General features: G+C 59.5%; 17 protein-coding genes. 2 read left to right on the forward strand and 15 right to left on the reverse strand.

The features are described from left to right. Positions 1-812 precede the first annotated feature (812 nt). The 13 genes from ACR1XV_RS19300 to ACR1XV_RS19360 form a co-directional block, all read right to left on the reverse strand. Positions 813-1778, reverse strand: coding sequence for an aldo/keto reductase (locus ACR1XV_RS19300; RefSeq protein ID WP_480534346.1), 966 nt, complete (start codon positions 1776-1778; stop codon positions 813-815). A gap of 27 nt (positions 1779-1805) precedes the next feature. Further along, on the reverse strand, positions 1806-3086 hold the full coding sequence (locus ACR1XV_RS19305; RefSeq protein WP_480534349.1) for a TRAP transporter large permease: 1281 nt from the start codon (positions 3084-3086) through the stop codon (positions 1806-1808). Further along, entirely contained in the window at positions 3077-3613 is a 537-nt protein-coding gene (locus ACR1XV_RS19310) for a TRAP transporter small permease (protein ID WP_170437792.1), read from the reverse strand. Before ACR1XV_RS19310 ends, ACR1XV_RS19305 begins: the two co-directional genes overlap by 10 nt. Positions 3614-3673: 60 nt before the next feature. Then, positions 3674-4648, reverse strand: coding sequence for a sialic acid TRAP transporter substrate-binding protein SiaP (locus ACR1XV_RS19315; protein ID WP_480534351.1), 975 nt, complete (start codon positions 4646-4648; stop codon positions 3674-3676). A gap of 70 nt (positions 4649-4718) precedes the next feature. Further along, a complete protein-coding gene (locus ACR1XV_RS19320) occupies positions 4719-6008 on the reverse strand; it encodes an L-fuconate dehydratase (RefSeq protein ID WP_480534353.1) in 1290 nt (429 codons plus the stop codon). Further along, on the reverse strand, positions 6005-6850 hold the full coding sequence (locus ACR1XV_RS19325) for a fumarylacetoacetate hydrolase family protein (RefSeq protein ID WP_480534355.1): 846 nt from the start codon (positions 6848-6850) through the stop codon (positions 6005-6007). Before ACR1XV_RS19325 ends, ACR1XV_RS19320 begins: the two co-directional genes overlap by 4 nt. Positions 6851-6865: 15 nt before the next feature. Next, the gene (locus ACR1XV_RS19330) at positions 6866-7615 is read right to left on the reverse strand and encodes an SDR family oxidoreductase (protein WP_480534357.1); all 750 of its coding nucleotides are present in this window, start codon (positions 7613-7615) and stop codon (positions 6866-6868) included. A gap of 7 nt (positions 7616-7622) precedes the next feature. Continuing rightward, positions 7623-7952, reverse strand: coding sequence for an L-rhamnose mutarotase (locus ACR1XV_RS19335; RefSeq protein WP_480534359.1), 330 nt, complete (start codon positions 7950-7952; stop codon positions 7623-7625). Then, complete coding sequence (locus tag ACR1XV_RS19340) at positions 7952-9061, reverse strand: mandelate racemase/muconate lactonizing enzyme family protein (RefSeq protein ID WP_480534361.1); 1110 nt, start codon at positions 9059-9061, stop codon at positions 7952-7954. Before ACR1XV_RS19340 ends, ACR1XV_RS19335 begins: the two co-directional genes overlap by 1 nt. A 6-nt stretch (positions 9062-9067) precedes the next feature. After that, positions 9068-10162: an ABC transporter ATP-binding protein gene (locus ACR1XV_RS19345; protein ID WP_480534363.1), complete on the reverse strand. Its 1095-nt coding sequence runs from the start codon at positions 10160-10162 to the stop codon at positions 9068-9070. 4 nt (positions 10163-10166) lie between these two features. Further along, complete coding sequence (locus ACR1XV_RS19350; protein WP_480534365.1) at positions 10167-11030, reverse strand: carbohydrate ABC transporter permease; 864 nt, start codon at positions 11028-11030, stop codon at positions 10167-10169. Between the two features lie 4 nt (positions 11031-11034). After that, complete coding sequence (locus tag ACR1XV_RS19355; protein ID WP_480534367.1) at positions 11035-11928, reverse strand: carbohydrate ABC transporter permease; 894 nt, start codon at positions 11926-11928, stop codon at positions 11035-11037. 70 nt (positions 11929-11998) lie between these two features. Then, positions 11999-13321 (reverse strand): extracellular solute-binding protein, encoded by a 1323-nt coding sequence (locus tag ACR1XV_RS19360; RefSeq protein WP_480534369.1) that lies wholly within the window; start codon positions 13319-13321, stop codon positions 11999-12001. Between the two features lie 158 nt (positions 13322-13479). Here ACR1XV_RS19360 and ACR1XV_RS19365 point away from each other — a divergent pair, with 158 nt between their 5' ends. Together ACR1XV_RS19365 and ACR1XV_RS19370 are read left to right on the forward strand one after the other, a co-directional pair. Then, positions 13480-14262, forward strand: coding sequence for an IclR family transcriptional regulator (locus ACR1XV_RS19365; protein ID WP_480534371.1), 783 nt, complete (start codon positions 13480-13482; stop codon positions 14260-14262). 40 nt (positions 14263-14302) lie between these two features. Then, positions 14303-15160, forward strand: a complete 858-nt coding sequence (locus ACR1XV_RS19370) for an amidohydrolase family protein (RefSeq protein ID WP_480534373.1) — start codon at positions 14303-14305, stop codon at positions 15158-15160. 131 nt (positions 15161-15291) lie between these two features. Here ACR1XV_RS19370 and ACR1XV_RS19375 read toward each other — a convergent pair whose 3' ends face one another. Beyond that, on the reverse strand, positions 15292-15738 hold the full coding sequence (locus tag ACR1XV_RS19375; protein WP_480534375.1) for an SRPBCC family protein: 447 nt from the start codon (positions 15736-15738) through the stop codon (positions 15292-15294). Further along, positions 15735-16598 carry a phosphoenolpyruvate hydrolase family protein gene (locus tag ACR1XV_RS19380; protein WP_480534377.1) on the reverse strand — a complete coding sequence of 288 codons (864 nt, stop codon included), beginning with the start codon at positions 16596-16598 and terminating at the stop codon, positions 15735-15737. Before ACR1XV_RS19380 ends, ACR1XV_RS19375 begins: the two co-directional genes overlap by 4 nt.

A 16598-nucleotide genomic window follows, 5' to 3' on the forward strand; every position in this document is an offset into this window, starting at 1 on the left:
GTCCATGAAGCCCAACACGGTGGTTTCGCTGTCCAGAAGCCGGTCCTCAATGGCGCGTTGCAGAATTTGGTGCTCTCGGTTCATGGGGCGGGCTCCGGGATGTTATGAAAGGTACTCAGACATTCTAAAACCGAACGTGACAACTCTGATCGCCTCACCAGATCGTTTTTCTAAACGATTCATACGGGTTACGGGCGGAATGATTGAACATCGTTTCAGAATCTGACTCCGTGACTTATGGATATGAGACAAAGGTCCTGTAACCTTATGCTTTTCAATAGGTGAAACCATAACTAAGCGGAATGCTCCCTGATCTTGCGCTCGACTGCAAGCGCTTTTCGCCCCGCTATATGCTCCATCCGGCCCGCTGTTAAACCTCTCATGTTGCGGAATTTGGTAAGCAGATGTCTGCAATTGCACGCAAGTGCCCAAAATCCTCAGAGCCAGCCATAAGCCTTAACCTGATCAAAGTAGAGCCGCGCCATATGCAATCCGGTTTCTTCCTGTCTACCCCGACAGCTCTCGGAAAATCAGTGATCTCCGAGAGCAATCTCGACTACTTTCAGGATCTGCTGCAGCCTTGATGTGAATTGAACGACCTATGCTTGGCAGATTTTGGGTGCTTGATCCCGAGCTGTTGCCGCCTGAATGACGACCGCAGTCTCAAGGTCGATCGCGTGATAGCAGCGCGCAGAGACGCTGCTGAGCGGGATACAAATTGGACTGGTAGCCCGGGAATCGCGGCTACAGCTCTGATTGGCTCCGAGACCCTCAGCTAAATTGGGCAAGTGCCAGAGAGACTTCGATGGCTCCTACCGGAAGACCGTGTGGAACTCATCCGGGGTTGTCTGCGCCATTGCATCGATGTTGCGCGTCAGGCTTGTTGCCTTTGACGTGCCGATTAGAACAGATGACGTCAGCTGATGCGATTTCGCAAAGTGCAAGGCAGCCGTCGCCAGCGGCAGGCCAAGCCCTTCGGCCTTGTCCTGCAGTACCCGGACACGGTCCAGTATTTCGGGCGAGGCTGGCTGATAGTCATAGGTCGCGCCTTCCACGGGGCCAGTAGCAAGGATGCCTGAGTTCAGCACGCCTCCGAGCACCAGGCTGGTACCTTGCGCGTGGCATTGCGCGGTCAGGGCCTCTTCGGCGGAACGGTCCAGCAACGTCAGGCGGCCTGCAAGCAGGATGACGTCAATCGGGCCATGGTTCATGACATCAAGGCAGATCTCGTTTTCGTTCACCCCCAGACCAAACGCGCGGATGCGGCCTTGTTCCTTCAGCTTCAACAACCGGTCGTACCCGCTGCCCAGAAACGCCTCCATCTGGGCTGCGTTGTCGGCACCATGGGTATAAGTGCCGATGTCATGCACAAATACGATATCCGCCATGGTGGTCTGCAGTCGCTCCAGACTGCTTTCCAGCGAGGCCTCGATCCCGTCGCCCGAATAGTCATAACGCACGTCATTGGGCAGCGGGTTTACGAACCCGTCCGCCTCGGCCATCGCTTGCCCCGGGGACAGCACCCGGCCAACCTTGGTCGAGATCACATAGTCCGACCGAGGCTTGCCCGACAGGAACTGGCCCAAACGCTGTTCCGACAGGCCGCGTCCATAATGCGGCGCCGTGTCGAAATACCGAATTCCGGCCTCCCACGCGGTGTTCAGGACATCTTGCACATCCGCGTCCGAGGCTTCACGGTAGAGGTTGCCAATGCTGGCGCAACCAAAGGACAGTTCAGTCACTTTCAGGTCGGTGTTACCGATTTGGTTGGTTTTCATCTTTGACTCCAAAAAACGGCCCGCATCCTACGATCCATAAAGCAGGTTCGGCAACCACAGGACCAGCGAAGGGACGAAAGTCAACAGCAGAAGGACGCCCAGCAAGGGAACAAGGAACGGTAGGGTCGCGCGAACACATTGTTCGAATGGCACCTTCGACACCCGCGACAGGACGAACAGAACCATCCCAACCGGAGGCGTCAGCAAGCCCAGCATCAGGTTCAGGATGACGATGATCCCGAGATGCACCGGGTCGATACCAAATTGCGCGGCCACCGGCATCAGCACCGGCACAAGGATCGAGATCGCGGCGATGGTCTCCATGAACAGGCCAACGATAAGGACCACGGCCATGATCAGCAGCAAGACGACGGCCTTACTGTCGGTGAAGGACAGCACGAATTCAGCGAAATGTGCGGCAACCTGATTGGCGGTCAGTATCCAGGCAAAGACCGAGGCCGCCCCCACGATCATCATGATCGCCGCCGTTGTCTCGATGGTTTCCAGCGAGATTACCGCCAGTTTCCGAACCGTCAGCGTACGATAGACCAAAGTGCCGAGGATCAGCGCATAGGCTGCGGCCCCGATGGCGGCTTCGGTCGGGGTGAAGGCCCCCGAGACGATGCCGCCCACGATGATGACCGGGGTCATCAGCGGCAGGAAAGCTGCTTTGAAGCGTGTGGCGATGACCGACGGGCTGAAGTTCACGTCGCGCGGATAGTTCCGCGTGCGCGACATCCACCATATCATAATCGACAGCGACAGCGCCATCAGAAGGCCCGGCACGATACCGGCGACAAACAGCTTGCCGATCGAAACCGAGGCCATGACGCCAAAGATCACCAAAGGCAGCGAGGGCGGGATGATAGGCCCGATGGTCGACGAGGCCGCCGTGACGCCGACGCTGAAGTCGTCGTCATAGCCTGCTTCGCGCATGGCCTTGATCTCGATGGCGCCAAGGCCGCCCGCGTCCGCGACGGCCGCACCCGACATACCGGCAAAGATGATGCTTGCGCCGACGTTCACATGGCCCAGACCGCCATGCATCCAACCGACAATGGCGCGGGCAAAGCCGAAGATGCGCGCGGTGATCCCGGCCGAGTTCATCAGCGCCCCGGCCAGAATGAAGAAGGGGATCGCCAGCAGCGGGAAGCTGTCCATGCCGTTGACCATGTTGTGCATCAACAGCACCGGCGGCAGCCCGGAATAGAGGATGTAGGCGAAAGACGACAGTGCCAGCGAAAACGCGATCGGCACGCGCATCAGCATCAGGCCGAACAGGGATACGAAAAGAATGATCAGGCCCATTTGTCGACGCCTTCTTTAAGCTGCTTCACCCGCGCGACGATCTGATAGGTGACAACCCCCAGATTCCCGACCGCCAGTATCATCACCGCGGTGTGCAGGTAGTATTTCGGGAATGGCAAAGAGACCATTTGCTGGAACGAGGTGCGCTGGATCAACTCCCACGCCGACCAGATGATGACGGCGAACAGAACGAAGGTCGCAACCAGTGCAAAGACATGCACCCAGCTGAGCAGGCGGCCATAGTATTTATCGACGAATTCCAACACGATATGGCTGCCGACCGCCTGACACCGGATCGCACCGGCAAAACCCAGAAGGATCAGCAGATACCGCGCCGCTTCTTCGGTCCAGGCGATGGAATCGTTCAGCACATAGCGGGTGAAGAACTGCAGGAAGACCACTCCGAACAGCAAACCGAACAGCGCCAGCAGGCCATAATCGGCCACGGTGATGCGATAGTTCCGAAAATGCGCGTCATCTTCGGCGGCAAGGGCGTCAAAGTCTATTTCGGGCGGGGCGTCGGACATCGGGACATTCCTCGTGCATAAAGGCCGGACCCGGAACGACGCCGGGTCCGGCGCAGGATATTATTCCTGGATCGCTTGCAGACGTTCGAAGGTCTCAGCATCCCACGGAACGGTGTCACCGCTCAGCAAAGGTGCAACCGCTGCCATGAAGGGCGCACGATCCACTTCGTTCACGTTCACGCCCTGCGCGCGGAACCAATCGGCCAGTTCGGCCTCGGACTGCACGATTTCGTCCGACGTGGCCGATGCGGCTTCGGCCAGCGCATCAATCAAAGCCTGTCCATCGTCGCCCATCTTGGCCAGCGTTACGGGCGAGACCACGACGGCCAGCGAGTTGGTGATGTGGCCGGTCAGGTTGATGTTCGACTGCACCTCATAGAACTTCTTGAACTGGATGGTCGGCAGCGGGTTTTCCTGCGCGTCCACGACACCTTGTTGCAGGGCCAGATAGACTTCGGCAAAGGCCATGGGTGTCGGGTTCGCGCCGGTTGCTTCGGGGAACATCTGATAAGCAGGCGCGTTCGGCGTGCGGATCTTCAGACCTTCCATGTCGCCGGGTTCAAGGATCGGCTTGTTCGAGGTGACGTGACGCGCGCCATAATAGGTCATGGTCGCAATCGTGTTGCCTGAGATGTTCTTGTATTCATTGGCCATCTCATCGAACAGGTCCGAGTTCACGTAGGCTTTCCAGTGGTCATACGACCGCATGGTGAACGGATAATCCGAGATGCTGATCGGGCCATAGGACTGACCCAGGAACGCAACGCCGGTATAGATCGCATCGACCGTGCCCAGCGACAGCGCCTCGTTCAGCGCGGCCTCTTTGCCCAGCTGCGAGGCCGGGAACACCTCCATCTTGTAGCGACCGTCGGTCTTTTCCTCGAGCAGCTCAGCGGCCTTCACAGCAGCAGCGTGATAGGGGGTCGAGGCCTCATACACATGGCCGAAGCGCAGGGTTTCCTGTGCCAGACCAGCCGTAGCGCCAAGCGCAACGATACACGCGGCCCCAAAGGCCGTTTTACCAAAGTTCAACATTTTGTCTTTCCTCCAGGTTGGGTGATAAGCCGCCCGACTGTTATTGCCTTTATGGTCAGACGGCGGGGGTTTATTCCGCTGCCAGTTTAGGCAGGAACCGGAAATCTCTGATGCTGTCGGGCTTCATCTCGATCGAGAAACCCGGTTTTTCGGGAGCCATGTAGGCTCCGTTCTTGACGATGCAGGGGTCAAGGAAATGCTCGTGCAGATGGTCCACGAACTCGATCCGTTTGCTGTCCTTCTCGCCCGAGATCGCGACGTAGTCGATCATCGACATATGCTGAACGTATTCGCACAGGCCCACGCCCCCGGCATGGGGCCAGACCGGCAGGTTGTATTTCGCCGCCATCAACATGACCGCCAGCACCTCATTCAATCCGCCCATCCGGCAGCTGTCGATCTGAACGATGTCGATCGCGCCTTCCTTGATGAACTGCTTGAAGATGATCCGGTTCTGGCACATCTCGCCGGTGGCCACCTTGACCGGAGCGACACCGTCGCGGATCGCCTTGTGGCCGAACACGTCGTCGGGGCTGGTGGGTTCTTCGATGAAGAAGGGCCGCGCAAAGGACAGGGCCTTGACCCAATCCACGGCCTGATCAACCTCCCACACCTGATTGGCGTCGATCATGATATTCATGTCTTCGCCCAGCACTTCACGCGCAATGGTCAGGCGGCGGATGTCATCGTCCAGATCGCGGCCCACCTTGAACTTGGTGTGGGTGAACCCCGCCTCCTTGGCCTCGCGGCACAGGCGACGCAGCTTGTCGTCGGAATAGCCCAGCCAGCCCGCCGAGGTGGTGTAGCAGGGATAGCCCTCGGCCTTCAGCTTTGCGACACGGTCCTGCTTGCCGGGCTCGGCGGCGCGCAGCAGCGCCAGCGCCTCGTCCGGCGTGATCGCGTCGGTCAGGTAACGGAAATCGATCAGGCGCACGATCTCTTCGGGGCTCATCTCACCGACCAGTTGCCAGACGGGCTTGCCCGCCTCTTTGGCCCACAGATCCCACGCGGCGTTCACGACCGCGCCGGTGGCCAGATGGATTGCGCCCTTGTCGGGGCCAATCCAGCGCAGCTGGCTGTCGCCGGTGATATGACGCCAGAACCGGCCCATATCCTCGGTGATCCAGTCCAGTTCCAACCCGGTGACCAGCGCGCCAAGCGCCTCAATCGCTGCCACGCAGATCTCGTTGCCACGACCGATGGTGAAGGTCAGGCCGTGGCCCTCATGCGCGCCATCGGTTTCCAGCACCACATAGGCGGCGGAATAATCCGGATCGGGGTTCATCGCGTCCGAGCCATCAAGGCTGTCAGAGGTCGGAAAGCGCAAGTCTTCAGTGCGAATGCCAGTGATACGGGTCATTTGCTTGCCTCCACGGTTTGACGCTGGACGCCCAGCCCTTCGATCCCCAGCTCCATGGTGTCGCCGGGCTTCAGATAGGTTTGCGGGTTTTGCCCCATGCCCACGCCGGGAGGCGTCCCGGTCGAGATCACATCGCCGGGCTGCAGCGACATGAACTGCGACAGGTGCGAGATCACGGTCGCCACATCGAAATGCATCGTCTTGGTCGAGCCGTCCTGATAGCGGTGGCCATTGACCTCAAGATACATCGGCAGGTTCTGCGGGTCCGGCACCTCGTCGCGCGTCACCAGCCAGGGGCCGATGGGGCCGAATGTGTCGGCAGACTTGCCCTTGACCCACTGGCCCGAGCGGTGCAGCTGAAAGTCGCGTTCGCTGAGGTCATTGATCACGCAGTAGCCCGCGACGTGGTCCAGCGCGTCCTCGACGGAGACGTATTTGGTATGCTTGCCGATCACCACGCCCAGCTCGACCTCCCAGTCGGTCTTGACCGAGTTGCGCGGGATTTCCACGGTGTCATCGGGGCCGATGATCGCCGAGGTCGCCTTGAAGAAGATCACAGGTTCTTCGGGCAACGCCATGCCGGATTCAGCGGCGTGGTCGGCATAGTTCAGGCCGATGCAAATGAACTTGCCCACTTGCCCGACGCATGCGCCGATACGCGGCGCGCCGTCGACCACCGGCAGCGCATTCACATCCAACGCGCGCAGGGCATCAAGCCCGGCATCCGACAGCGCGTCACCCGCGATGTCGCTGACTTTGCCGGACAGATCGCGGATCGCACCGTTTTCATCCATCAGGCCGGGTTTTTCTTGTCCAACCGGACCGTAACGCAGCAGTTTCATCTCAAATCTCCCTGATCAAACGGTCCAGCCGCCATCGATGGCGAAGGTCTGTCCGGTGGTGAATGCGGTTTCATCGCTGGCCAGATAGACGGCCAGGGCGGCAATCTCATCCGCGTGGCCGATGCGGCCCATGGGCTGGCGCGCGATGAAGTCTTTCATCGCCTGTTCATAGTCGCCAGTGGCGCGCAGGCGGTCGTGCAGGCTGGGGCTGTCGACGGTACCGGGGCAGATTGCGTTGCAGCGGATGCCCTGCGTGATGAAGTCAGCGGCGATGGATTTGGTCAGGCCGATCACGGCCGCTTTGGATGCACAATACGAGAACCGGTTCGGCACGCCTTTCATCGACGAAGCGACGGAGGACATATTGATGATCGAGCCGCCGCCATTTTCCAGCATGCCGGGCAGAACCAGCTTGGCCAGCCGGTACATCGCCTTGACGTTCAGATCAAAGCTGAAGTCCCACTGGTCATCGTCGCATTCAAGGATCGAACCGGCCCCAACGAAACCTGCGCAGTTGAACAGCACGTCCAGCGCTCCGGCGGTCGCGACCACCTCGGCCACAGCGTCTGCATCGGTGACGTCCAGCTTCAGAGCTGTCACGCCATCGATTGAGGCCAGTTCTGCAAGCGTTGCATCGTTGATATCGCAAGCAATCACCTGCGCGCCTTCGGCCACGTATTTCTCGACGCTGGCGCGGCCAATGCCCTGCCCTGCGGCGGTAATCAGCGCTTTCTTTCCGGCCAGACGGCCCTGTGCTTTGGTCATGTCGTCCTCAATCCGTGTGGAATACTTCAATCATGGGTGCCCATTTTTCGCCTTCGGCGCGGCTGGGCAGCGGGTTTTGGCAAGGGTCGGTGAAACTCCACCATTCCTGCGTTCGGGGGTCTTGCGCCATGCGGGCCATGTCCCCTTCGAAATCGGTGCCGTGATACTCCCAATACCCAAACAGCAGGTTCTCGGGTTCACGCAAAAAAATCGTGTAGTTGCGGATATTGCTTTGGGCGATCTGAGCCAACACATCCGGCCAGACGGCAGCGTGCAGACGCTTGTATTCATCCAGCTTTTCGGGTTTCACCCCGATTACCATGCCCATACGTTGCATTATGAGCCCTCCCTGATCTCAATGGGCGAGGACTGGGCCGCAATAGCCTGCCAGTCCCACGCGATACCCAGCCCGGGCACATCTGACGGAATGGCAAACCCATCCTCGATGCGCATCGCGTCCGTGGTCACACTGTCAAGCTGCGGGATGTATTCCAGCCATTTCGCATTGGGCACCGCGCAGACCAGCGGCAGGTGCAGTTCCATCAGGAAATGCGGGCAGACCATGACGTTAAATGCCTCGGCCAGATGCGCCACCTTCAGCCACGGGGTAATGCCCCCGATCCGCGCGACGTCGACCTGCACGATGCTGGCGGCGCCCGCTTGCAGATAGTCCTTGAACTGGCTCAGCGAATACATGCTTTCGCCGACGGCAATCGGCACCGAGGTCCGGCGCGACAGCTCGGCATGGCCTGCGACGTCATCGGCGGGCAGAGGCTCCTCGAACCAGCCGATATTGTAGTCTTCCAAAACCTGCGCCCGGCGGATCGCCTCGGACAGGTTAAAGCCCTGATTGCCATCGGTCAGGATTTCATAGCCCGGCCCGACCGCCTCGCGCACAGCAGCCAGACGGGCGGCATCTTCGCTCAGATGGTCGCGGCCGATCTTGATCTTCGAGCCCCGGAACCCCTGCGCCTGCATCGCCAGCGCGTCGTCGACCAAGGCCTGTGTCTCAAGATGCAGCCAGCCGCCCTCGGTCGAATAAAGCGGGATGCGGTCCCGCGTACCGCCCGCGGCTTTCCACAGCGGTAGCCCCTGTTTACGGCAACGCAAATCCCACAGAGCGGTATCAATCGCAGCCAATGCCAGCGACGTAATCGCCCCCACCGCTGTCGCATGGGTCAGGAACAGTAGATCGCGCCAGATGCCTTCGATCCGGTCCGCATCGCGCCCGATCAGCGCGGGCGCCAGCGTTTTCTCAAGCAGCGCCATCACCGACGGGCCACCGGTGCCGATGGTATAGCAGTAGCCCGTACCCTGCGCCCCGTCACTGTCGGTCACGGTCACGATGGGCGTTTCCTGACTGACAAAGGACTGGATCGCATCGACGCGTTTGACCTTGGGGATCAGGTCGATCATGCGCAGTTCGATATGAGTGATCGTGGCCACGGCAGCTTACCCCCTCAGAGCCTCGCCGGTGCCCGCGTCGAAGACGTGGCACTTGTCGAGAACAAGGTGGAACGGCAGCGTTTCACCCGGATGCACCGGGCGCGGGTTGAACATCTTGGCCTGAACCTCGACCCCCGCCAAATCGGCAAACAGCAGGGTTTCGGTGCCCAGAGGTTCTTCCAATGCGACGGGTAGTTCCAGATCGACCAAATCGCCTTTTTCCTCGACCGCATGGCCGACCGGCATCAGATTGTCGGCGCGGAAGCCGAATTGTACCGCCTGCCCCGCACGCACATGATCGCGCGCCGAGGCCGGGACGGGCACCGTGACCGCATCCTTCAGAACGATGGTTCCCGCGTCGGTGACGACGCCATCCACAAGGTTCATCGGAGGTGAACCGATAAAGGTCGCCGCGAAGGTGTTGACCGGCGTGTTGAACAGCTCAAGCGGGGTGCCGACCTGAACGATATGACCGTCACGCATCAGCACGATGCGGTCGGCCAGCGTCATCGCCTCGACCTGATCGTGGGTCACGTAGACGATAGTGTTGCCGACGCGCTGGTGCAGCTTCTTGATCTCGACCCGCATCTGCGTGCGCAGCTTGGCGTCGAGGTTCGACAGCGGCTCGTCAAACAGGAACACATCCGGGTGGCGCACGATGGCGCGGCCCATGGCGACGCGCTGGCGCTGACCACCGGACAGTTCTGCCGGTTTGCGGTCCATCAACTCGTCGAGCCCAAGGATTGCGGCGGCTTCGGTCACGGCCTTGGTGATCTCGGCCTCGGGGCGCTTTGCAATCTGCAGCGTGAAGCCCAGATTTTCGCGTACCGTCATATGCGGATAAAGCGCGTAGTTCTGGAACACCATCGAGATGTTGCGCTCGCGCGGGGGCAGGTCGTTGACCACCCGGCTGCCGATGGAAATCTCGCCATCCGAGATATCCTCGAGCCCCGCGATCATGCGCAGCGTGGTGGATTTTCCACAGCCCGAGGGGCCGACCAGCACCAGGAATTCACCGTCATGGATGTCCAGATTGATGCCATGCACGGCTTGATGCTTGCCATAGCGTTTGACGACGTTGTTGAGTGTCACTTCGGTCATTTTGTTATCCTTTCACGCCGCCAAAGGTCAGGCCGGCGATCAGGTGCTTCTGCACGATAAAGGTCAGGATCAGGGCGGGCAGGATCATCAGCACGGCCAATGCGCACATACCGCCCCAGTTGATGGTGAATTCAGCGGTGAAATCCAGCAGACCCACAGGCATCGTCTTGGACCCCACCGAGCGGGTCAGCTGCGAGGCCAGCGCGAATTCGTTCCACGAGGTCAGGAAGGCGAAGATCGCCGCCGAGGCCACGCCCGAGCGCGCCACCGGGAACTCGACCCGCCAGAAGGCCTGCCAGCGGGTGCAGCCGTCGATTTCCGCCGCCTCGTGCAGTTCCTTGGGGATCTGGCGGAAGAAGCCATCGGTCAGCCAGATGGTGAAAGGCACGTTCATTGCCACATAGACAAGGATCAGGCCGAAATGGGTGTCGATCAGGCCCGCACGGGCAAAGACGATGAACAGCGGCAGCGACAGGGCCACACCGGGCACAGCGCGGAACAGCATCAGGCCGACGAAATAGCCGTTCTTGAATTTGAATCGATAGCGCGCAAAGGCGTAACCGCCGCCCATCCCGATCAGGATGGCAATCGCGGTCGAGGTGACCGAGACGATCAGCGAGTTGCGGAAGTATTGGAACACCGGCACGCCACCCTCGCCCGCGCCACCGAACATGGCGCGGTAGTGGTCCAGCGTGAAGGTCGGCGTCCAGATCGGCGGTTTTGCCATGATCTCAACCGTCGGACGGAACGAGTTCAGCACGATCCACAGGCCGGGAATACAAATCACGGACATCACCAGAAACAGGCCGGTCAGATGCAGCACTTTCATCACGCGGCGCTGGTTGCGGTAGGATTGATTGCGGTCCATGCGCTTAGCCCCCCATGCCCAGCTCGGCGCGCGCGGCGCTGAGTTTGCGGAAGAAGTAAATGGTGAAGGCAATCGACAGCAGTATCGAGACATAGCCCATCGCATTGGCCAGCCCCATGCGAGCGTCGACATAGCCCGTGCGGCTCATCAGCGTCCACAGCAGCTCGGTCCGGCGCGCGGGGCCACCACCGGTCATGATCTGCACGATGTCATAGGCCCGTGCCACGTCCAGCGAGCGGATGGTCATTGCGATATAGATGAACGGCATCAGGAAGGGCAGCGTGATATGGCGGAAGGTCTGCCATGCGGTGCAACCATCGACCTTGGCAGCCTCAAGCGGGTCACGGGGCATCGCGAAGAGGCCCGCGAGGATCAGGATCGCGAAGACGGATGTGCTCATCCAGACCTCGGCGAAGATGATCGAGAACATCGCCAGCTTGCCATCCACCAGCCATGGCAGCGCGGCATCGGTGAAGCCCAGCGATTGCAGAACATTGTTCACCAGCCCAATGTTGTCGTTGAAGATGAACTTGAACTGAAAACCCACAAGAATGGGCGAGAACATCATCGGGAACATCAGGATCGTGCGCAGGGTGCGCTGACCCCATGTGACCTTGTTCATCATCAATGCGATGCCCAGCCCCAGCAGCAGTTCCAGGTTCAGCGCGATGGTCAGGAACAGAACGGTACGGCCAAAGGCGGACCAGAACTTCCAGTCTCCAAGGATTTTTTCGTAGTTCGCCGTGCCAATCCAGCGCCACAGCGACGACGGGCGCGTCAGCTTGTAGGGGGTAAAGCTGGAATACAGCGAGAAGAGGAGCGGGATCAGAACAACGGCTGCCATGATGATGAAAGCAGGCAACAGAAGGACAAACCACTCCGGTAAGCGGCGGCGCATAACGTCTTTCCTTGGATTGAGTAGAAGGGTGCGGGGGTGTCAGCCACCCCCGCTTGGGCCGGAGGAGCCCTTAGTAGTAACCGGACTCGCGCATCAGCTCGTCCACCGCCTCGGCGGCGTCATTCAGCGCGTCCTCGACGGATTTGTCACCGACGATGGCAGCTTGCAGTTCGGGGAAGACGATATTGGTGGTCTCACCCCATTCCGGGATCGGCGGAACCGCGAATGCGTATTCGGCACCGGCGGCAAAGGCAGCCAGAGCTTCGGCGCGGAACGGATCGTCACCGGCTTGCGCTGCGGCCACGTTGGCTTCCCAGACGGCGCTGCGGGTCGGCAGCGAACCACCGGCGGATTCAGCCAGCTGGCTGTCTTCGCTGGTCAGGAATTTTACAAGCGAGACGGCGGCCTCTTTGTTTTCGCAGTCATTTGTGACCGAGAAACCGTGATGGCCCGACCAGCCGGTGCGTGTGACCGACCCCATCGGCTGGATCGCAACACCAACATTGCCCGCAGCCTTTGAGGATTCAGGATCGTTGAAGAACCCGGCCCAGCCCGGCCAATCCAGGTTCAGCGCGACCGTGCCGCTGGCAAAGCCCTGACCCAGATCATCCCAAACATAGGATGTGGTGCCTGCCGGAACCGCTTGCGCCTCATAGAGGTCAACGAACCACTGCAATGCGCGCTGGCCCGCGTCCGAGTTGAAGATGGGTTTCTTGTTTTCATCCAGATAGTTGCCGCCCTCGGCCACAACCATTTCATAGAACCGACCAACGATGGCCTCGTCTTTGCCTGCATATTGTGTGCCATAGAAGTTCGGCGGATCTGCGAAGAAGATCGCCTGATCTTTCACCTGCTCCCACGTTTCGGGAACGGCCAGATCATAACCGTATTCCGCTTTAAAAGCTGCCGCCTTTTCGGCATCTTCATAGTTCGACTTGAGATAATACAGAACCGAGACGTCAAACTGCGCGCGCGGCAGCATCAGAAGCTCGCCATTCACGGTCGACGCGCCAATGTTGCCTGGCACGAATTCAGCAACCGTTTCTGCCGGGACCAATCCGTTCAGGTCGACATAGAGACCTTCGTACTGCGGCGCAAAGGACGAGTGGTTCGATCCCACACACCAGGACGTCGTGCCCGCAGCCATGTCCGACTTGATCTCTTTGTCGATCTCAAAGTGGCTTTTCTTCGAGATGATATCGACCTTGGCGCCTGTGGCTTCTTCCCACTCAGCGATGCGGCCATACAGGCCCTCGTACTGCTGACCACCGATCAGCTTGGCTTCGACAACAGCACCGGGGAACGATCCCCAGTCTGATTCGGCGTATGCTGCGCCTGCGGCCATGACGGCGCAGCTGGCAAGCAACCCGCTGATTGTTCTGGACGATTTCATCACGTGCTTCTCCCTAGATTTAGCTTTTGGCGACTCTCCTGCATCGCCTGTATTCGTATTTAAAACATTTATTCACAAATAAATCAACATTGACATTTACCATATATTCAAGTCACTTTCGCAGGCAGTCGTCCTAAAACGCGACGTGGGAGGAATACGTGTCGGCAGCTTCTGAGAAATATCGCGCCCCTGCCCTGGAGAAGGGGTTGGACATTATCGAACTGCTTTCTCAGCACGCAGACGGGCTGGCCCAGGGCGACATTGCCCGCGCGCTCGATCGTTCCCAAAGCGAGATTTACCGGATGCTGTCCACATTGGTGCGACGCGGATACGTCATCCGGTCGTCGGATGACGATCTTTACTCGCTCAGTTTGAAAATGTTTGCGATCTCGCAACGATACCCGCCGGTCGAACGATTGCTTGAAATGGCGCCGCCCAAAATGCGGGCCGTTACGCGCAAGGCCTGGCAGTCCTGCCATATGGGCATGGAAAGCAACGGAGACATTGTTGTGGTCGCCTCAATCGCCTCGCCCGGGAACTGGGGTCTGGCATTGCGCGTCGGGACCGTAATTGGCCTTGGAAATACAGGCACAGGGCGCGTACTGGCGGCGTTCCGTAGCGACGCAGCACTTGATGAGCTGCTGGACAAGCACCGGCTCGCACAGGGCGAGCCAGAACTGGACCCGGTCGAATTCAGAGAGCATGTCTCCCGCATCCGCGAGTGGGGTTATGAACGGATGCCATCGGCCACCGCAGTTGGGGTAACAAACCTCGCCTATCCGGTGCTCGACCACGAGGGACAAGCCGTCAGCGTCGTGAACTGCCCCTTCCTGGAAAGGATCGATCAACTGGACGTTCCCGGAATTGAAGACGTGCATCTGCTCTACAAATCGCTGGCCGACGAATTGACCGATTTCTACACGGGCAGGTCGCAGGCCTGATGGCGCGCGGAGCAACTGCTTAGACTAAAGGGGATACATCATGGATCAGAACGCAAAACCGATGATTGACACCCATCAGCATTTCTGGCGCCTGTCGCGTGGGGGCTATGCTTGGATGCCCGAAGACCTGCCCGTGCTCTATCGCGACTACGAGCCCGAGCATCTGCAGCCACTTCTGCAAAACACTGGGATCACCGGCACCATTGTCGTTCAGGCAGATGACAACGTCGCTGAGACCGAGTTTCTGCTGGATCTGGCGCAAACCCATCACTGGATTGTCGGCGTCGTTGGGTGGGTGGACCTCGAAGCTGCGGACGCGGCTGAAGTGGTGCAGAGGTTGGCCGCATCGCCGAAATTTCTGGGCCTTCGGCCGATGATTCAGGACATTGCGGACGATCACTGGATGCTAGATCCAAAACTCGAAGACGGGTTAGCCGCGGTGGCTGAAAACAACCTGACCTTTGATGCGCTGGTTCTGCAAAAGCACCTGCCCGTGCTCGACACGTTTCTGGGCCGCTATCCCGATCTTCGGGTCGTGGTCGATCATTGCGCGAAACCTGAGTTCGCTCAGGGCCGTTTTGAGGACTGGGCACAAAATATCACAACGATCGCTGCGCACTCCAATACCTTCTGCAAACTCTCCGGTCTTCTGACCGAGGCGCCGGCAGGCGCGGACCTAGAGCATATCAAACCCTATCTCGACCATGTGTTAGGTGCATTCGGGCCGGATCGCGTATTGTTCGGCAGCGATTGGCCTGTTCTCAATCTGGCCTCGGACTACGATCACTGGATCGGTATGATGCGCCAATATGCGGACGCCTCGGATGTGCTGGACTGGAATGTGATGTTGGCCGAAGCCCCCCGTCGCGCCTATCCAAGGCTACAAGAAGTGAGATAGCGCACGACAGCTATCGCGGCGCAGGATGACTGCGCCTGAGATCAGTTCACAATGCCCGACCATCGACGTGCCAGCCGCTCGGACTCGGCCGTGAAGAGTTTCACAGCCTATTCTTGCGAATTCCGTCAGATTTAGCCGGCAGAGAAGCTTGCCTCCAATGCGCTGAAGCCCCCCAGGAACACGTCATTCTCGACGAACTTGTGCCAATGATCCGTTTGCCCATCCCCGGCCTCGAACTCGGCCCACCATTCGGCAAAGGTTTCATTGCGGTCGGTGATCGGAGAGAATTTCATTCTTGCGACATAGTTGACGAACGGTAAAGGGCCGTTCGGCAGCATGTCATAAGACAGCTCCCTGTCCGTTTGGGACAAGGACAGCAAAGTCTCGCGGATGCGGCCTGAGCCGTCAGTCAGAGCGAAATTGCGTACACATCCGACCTGACCATTGGCGTGCCCGTCTTCAATTCGGCTATCTGTGGCGGCCGGATGCCAGTTGGGCAGCCCATTGAAGTCGCGTACGCGCGCCCAGACCTGATCGACCGGAACCGCGATGATGGTAGAGGAATAGGCTCTGATCATTGGGACACTCCTTCTGTAACGCGTGCGCCGCGGCGCAGTTTGCAGAACTCGGCGGTCTGAGCTGTGATCGCCCTTTCAGTGGGCAGACGCTCCATGGATGAGGCACCATAGAAACCATGGCAATCGGGGCAGAGGTCAAGGAATTTCTGCGCGTCCTCAGGTTCTGCCAGCGGACCGCCATGGCAGATAAAGATCAGGTCATCACGATAGGCCCGTGCCGCTGCTGCCCATTCATCATAGAGCCGCGCGCATTCTGCGATATCGGGCGCGCTGTCCCCGGCCCCGATTGAACCGCCAGTGGTCAGTCCGAAATGCGCCACGATGACATCCGCACCTGCCTTGGCCATTTCCGCGGCATTGTCGGCGCTGAACACGTAGGGCGTGGTCAGCAGGTCGCGTTCGCGGGCCTTGGCGATCATCTCGACCTCCATGTCATAGGACATGCCGGTTGCCTCAAGCTCACGCCGGAAGCGGCCGTCGATGATGCCCACGGTGGGAAAGTTCTGAACCCCGGCAAAGCCCATCGCGGCCAGATCGTCCAGAAACTTGTCCATGATACAGAACGGGTCCGTGGCGTTCACCCCGGCCAGAACCGGCACATTTTTGACAACGGGCAGCACTTCGCGCCCCATATCGACGACGATCTCGTTGGCGTTGCCATAAGACATATACCCCGCCAGCGACCCGCGGCCTGCCATGCGATAGCGGCCTGAATTGTAAATGACGATCAGGTCGATGCCGCCGGCCTCTTCGCATTTGGCGGACAAGCCGGTGCCTGCTCCGCCGCCGACGATCACCTTGTCTGCTGCGATTTTGGCCCGCAGGCGGCCAAGGATTTCTGCGCGTCCCGTGACTGCCAT

This window comes from Ruegeria sp. AD2(2025), assembly GCF_056542385.1.

Bases quoted from the DNA above. Each gene is read 5' to 3' on its own strand.
- ACR1XV_RS19300 (WP_480534346.1), bottom strand. From the start codon at position 1,778: ATGAAAACCAACCAAATCGGTAACACCGACCTGAAAGTGACTGAACTG.
- ACR1XV_RS19305 (WP_480534349.1), bottom strand. From the start codon at position 3,086: ATGGGCCTGATCATTCTTTTCGTATCCCTGTTCGGCCTGATGCTGATG.
- ACR1XV_RS19310 (WP_170437792.1), bottom strand. From the start codon at position 3,613: ATGTCCGACGCCCCGCCCGAAATAGACTTTGACGCCCTTGCCGCCGAA.
- ACR1XV_RS19315 (WP_480534351.1), bottom strand. From the start codon at position 4,648: ATGTTGAACTTTGGTAAAACGGCCTTTGGGGCCGCGTGTATCGTTGCG.
- ACR1XV_RS19320 (WP_480534353.1), bottom strand. From the start codon at position 6,008: ATGACCCGTATCACTGGCATTCGCACTGAAGACTTGCGCTTTCCGACC.
- ACR1XV_RS19325 (WP_480534355.1), bottom strand. From the start codon at position 6,850: ATGAAACTGCTGCGTTACGGTCCGGTTGGACAAGAAAAACCCGGCCTG.
- ACR1XV_RS19330 (WP_480534357.1), bottom strand. From the start codon at position 7,615: ATGACCAAAGCACAGGGCCGTCTGGCCGGAAAGAAAGCGCTGATTACC.
- ACR1XV_RS19335 (WP_480534359.1), bottom strand. From the start codon at position 7,952: ATGCAACGTATGGGCATGGTAATCGGGGTGAAACCCGAAAAGCTGGAT.
- ACR1XV_RS19345 (WP_480534363.1), bottom strand. From the start codon at position 10,162: ATGACCGAAGTGACACTCAACAACGTCGTCAAACGCTATGGCAAGCAT.
- ACR1XV_RS19350 (WP_480534365.1), bottom strand. From the start codon at position 11,030: ATGGACCGCAATCAATCCTACCGCAACCAGCGCCGCGTGATGAAAGTG.
- ACR1XV_RS19355 (WP_480534367.1), bottom strand. From the start codon at position 11,928: ATGCGCCGCCGCTTACCGGAGTGGTTTGTCCTTCTGTTGCCTGCTTTC.
- ACR1XV_RS19360 (WP_480534369.1), bottom strand. From the start codon at position 13,321: ATGAAATCGTCCAGAACAATCAGCGGGTTGCTTGCCAGCTGCGCCGTC.
- ACR1XV_RS19370 (WP_480534373.1), top strand. From the start codon at position 14,303: ATGGATCAGAACGCAAAACCGATGATTGACACCCATCAGCATTTCTGG.
- ACR1XV_RS19375 (WP_480534375.1), bottom strand. From the start codon at position 15,738: ATGATCAGAGCCTATTCCTCTACCATCATCGCGGTTCCGGTCGATCAG.
- ACR1XV_RS19380 (WP_480534377.1), bottom strand. From the start codon at position 16,598: ATGGCAGTCACGGGACGCGCAGAAATCCTTGGCCGCCTGCGGGCCAAA.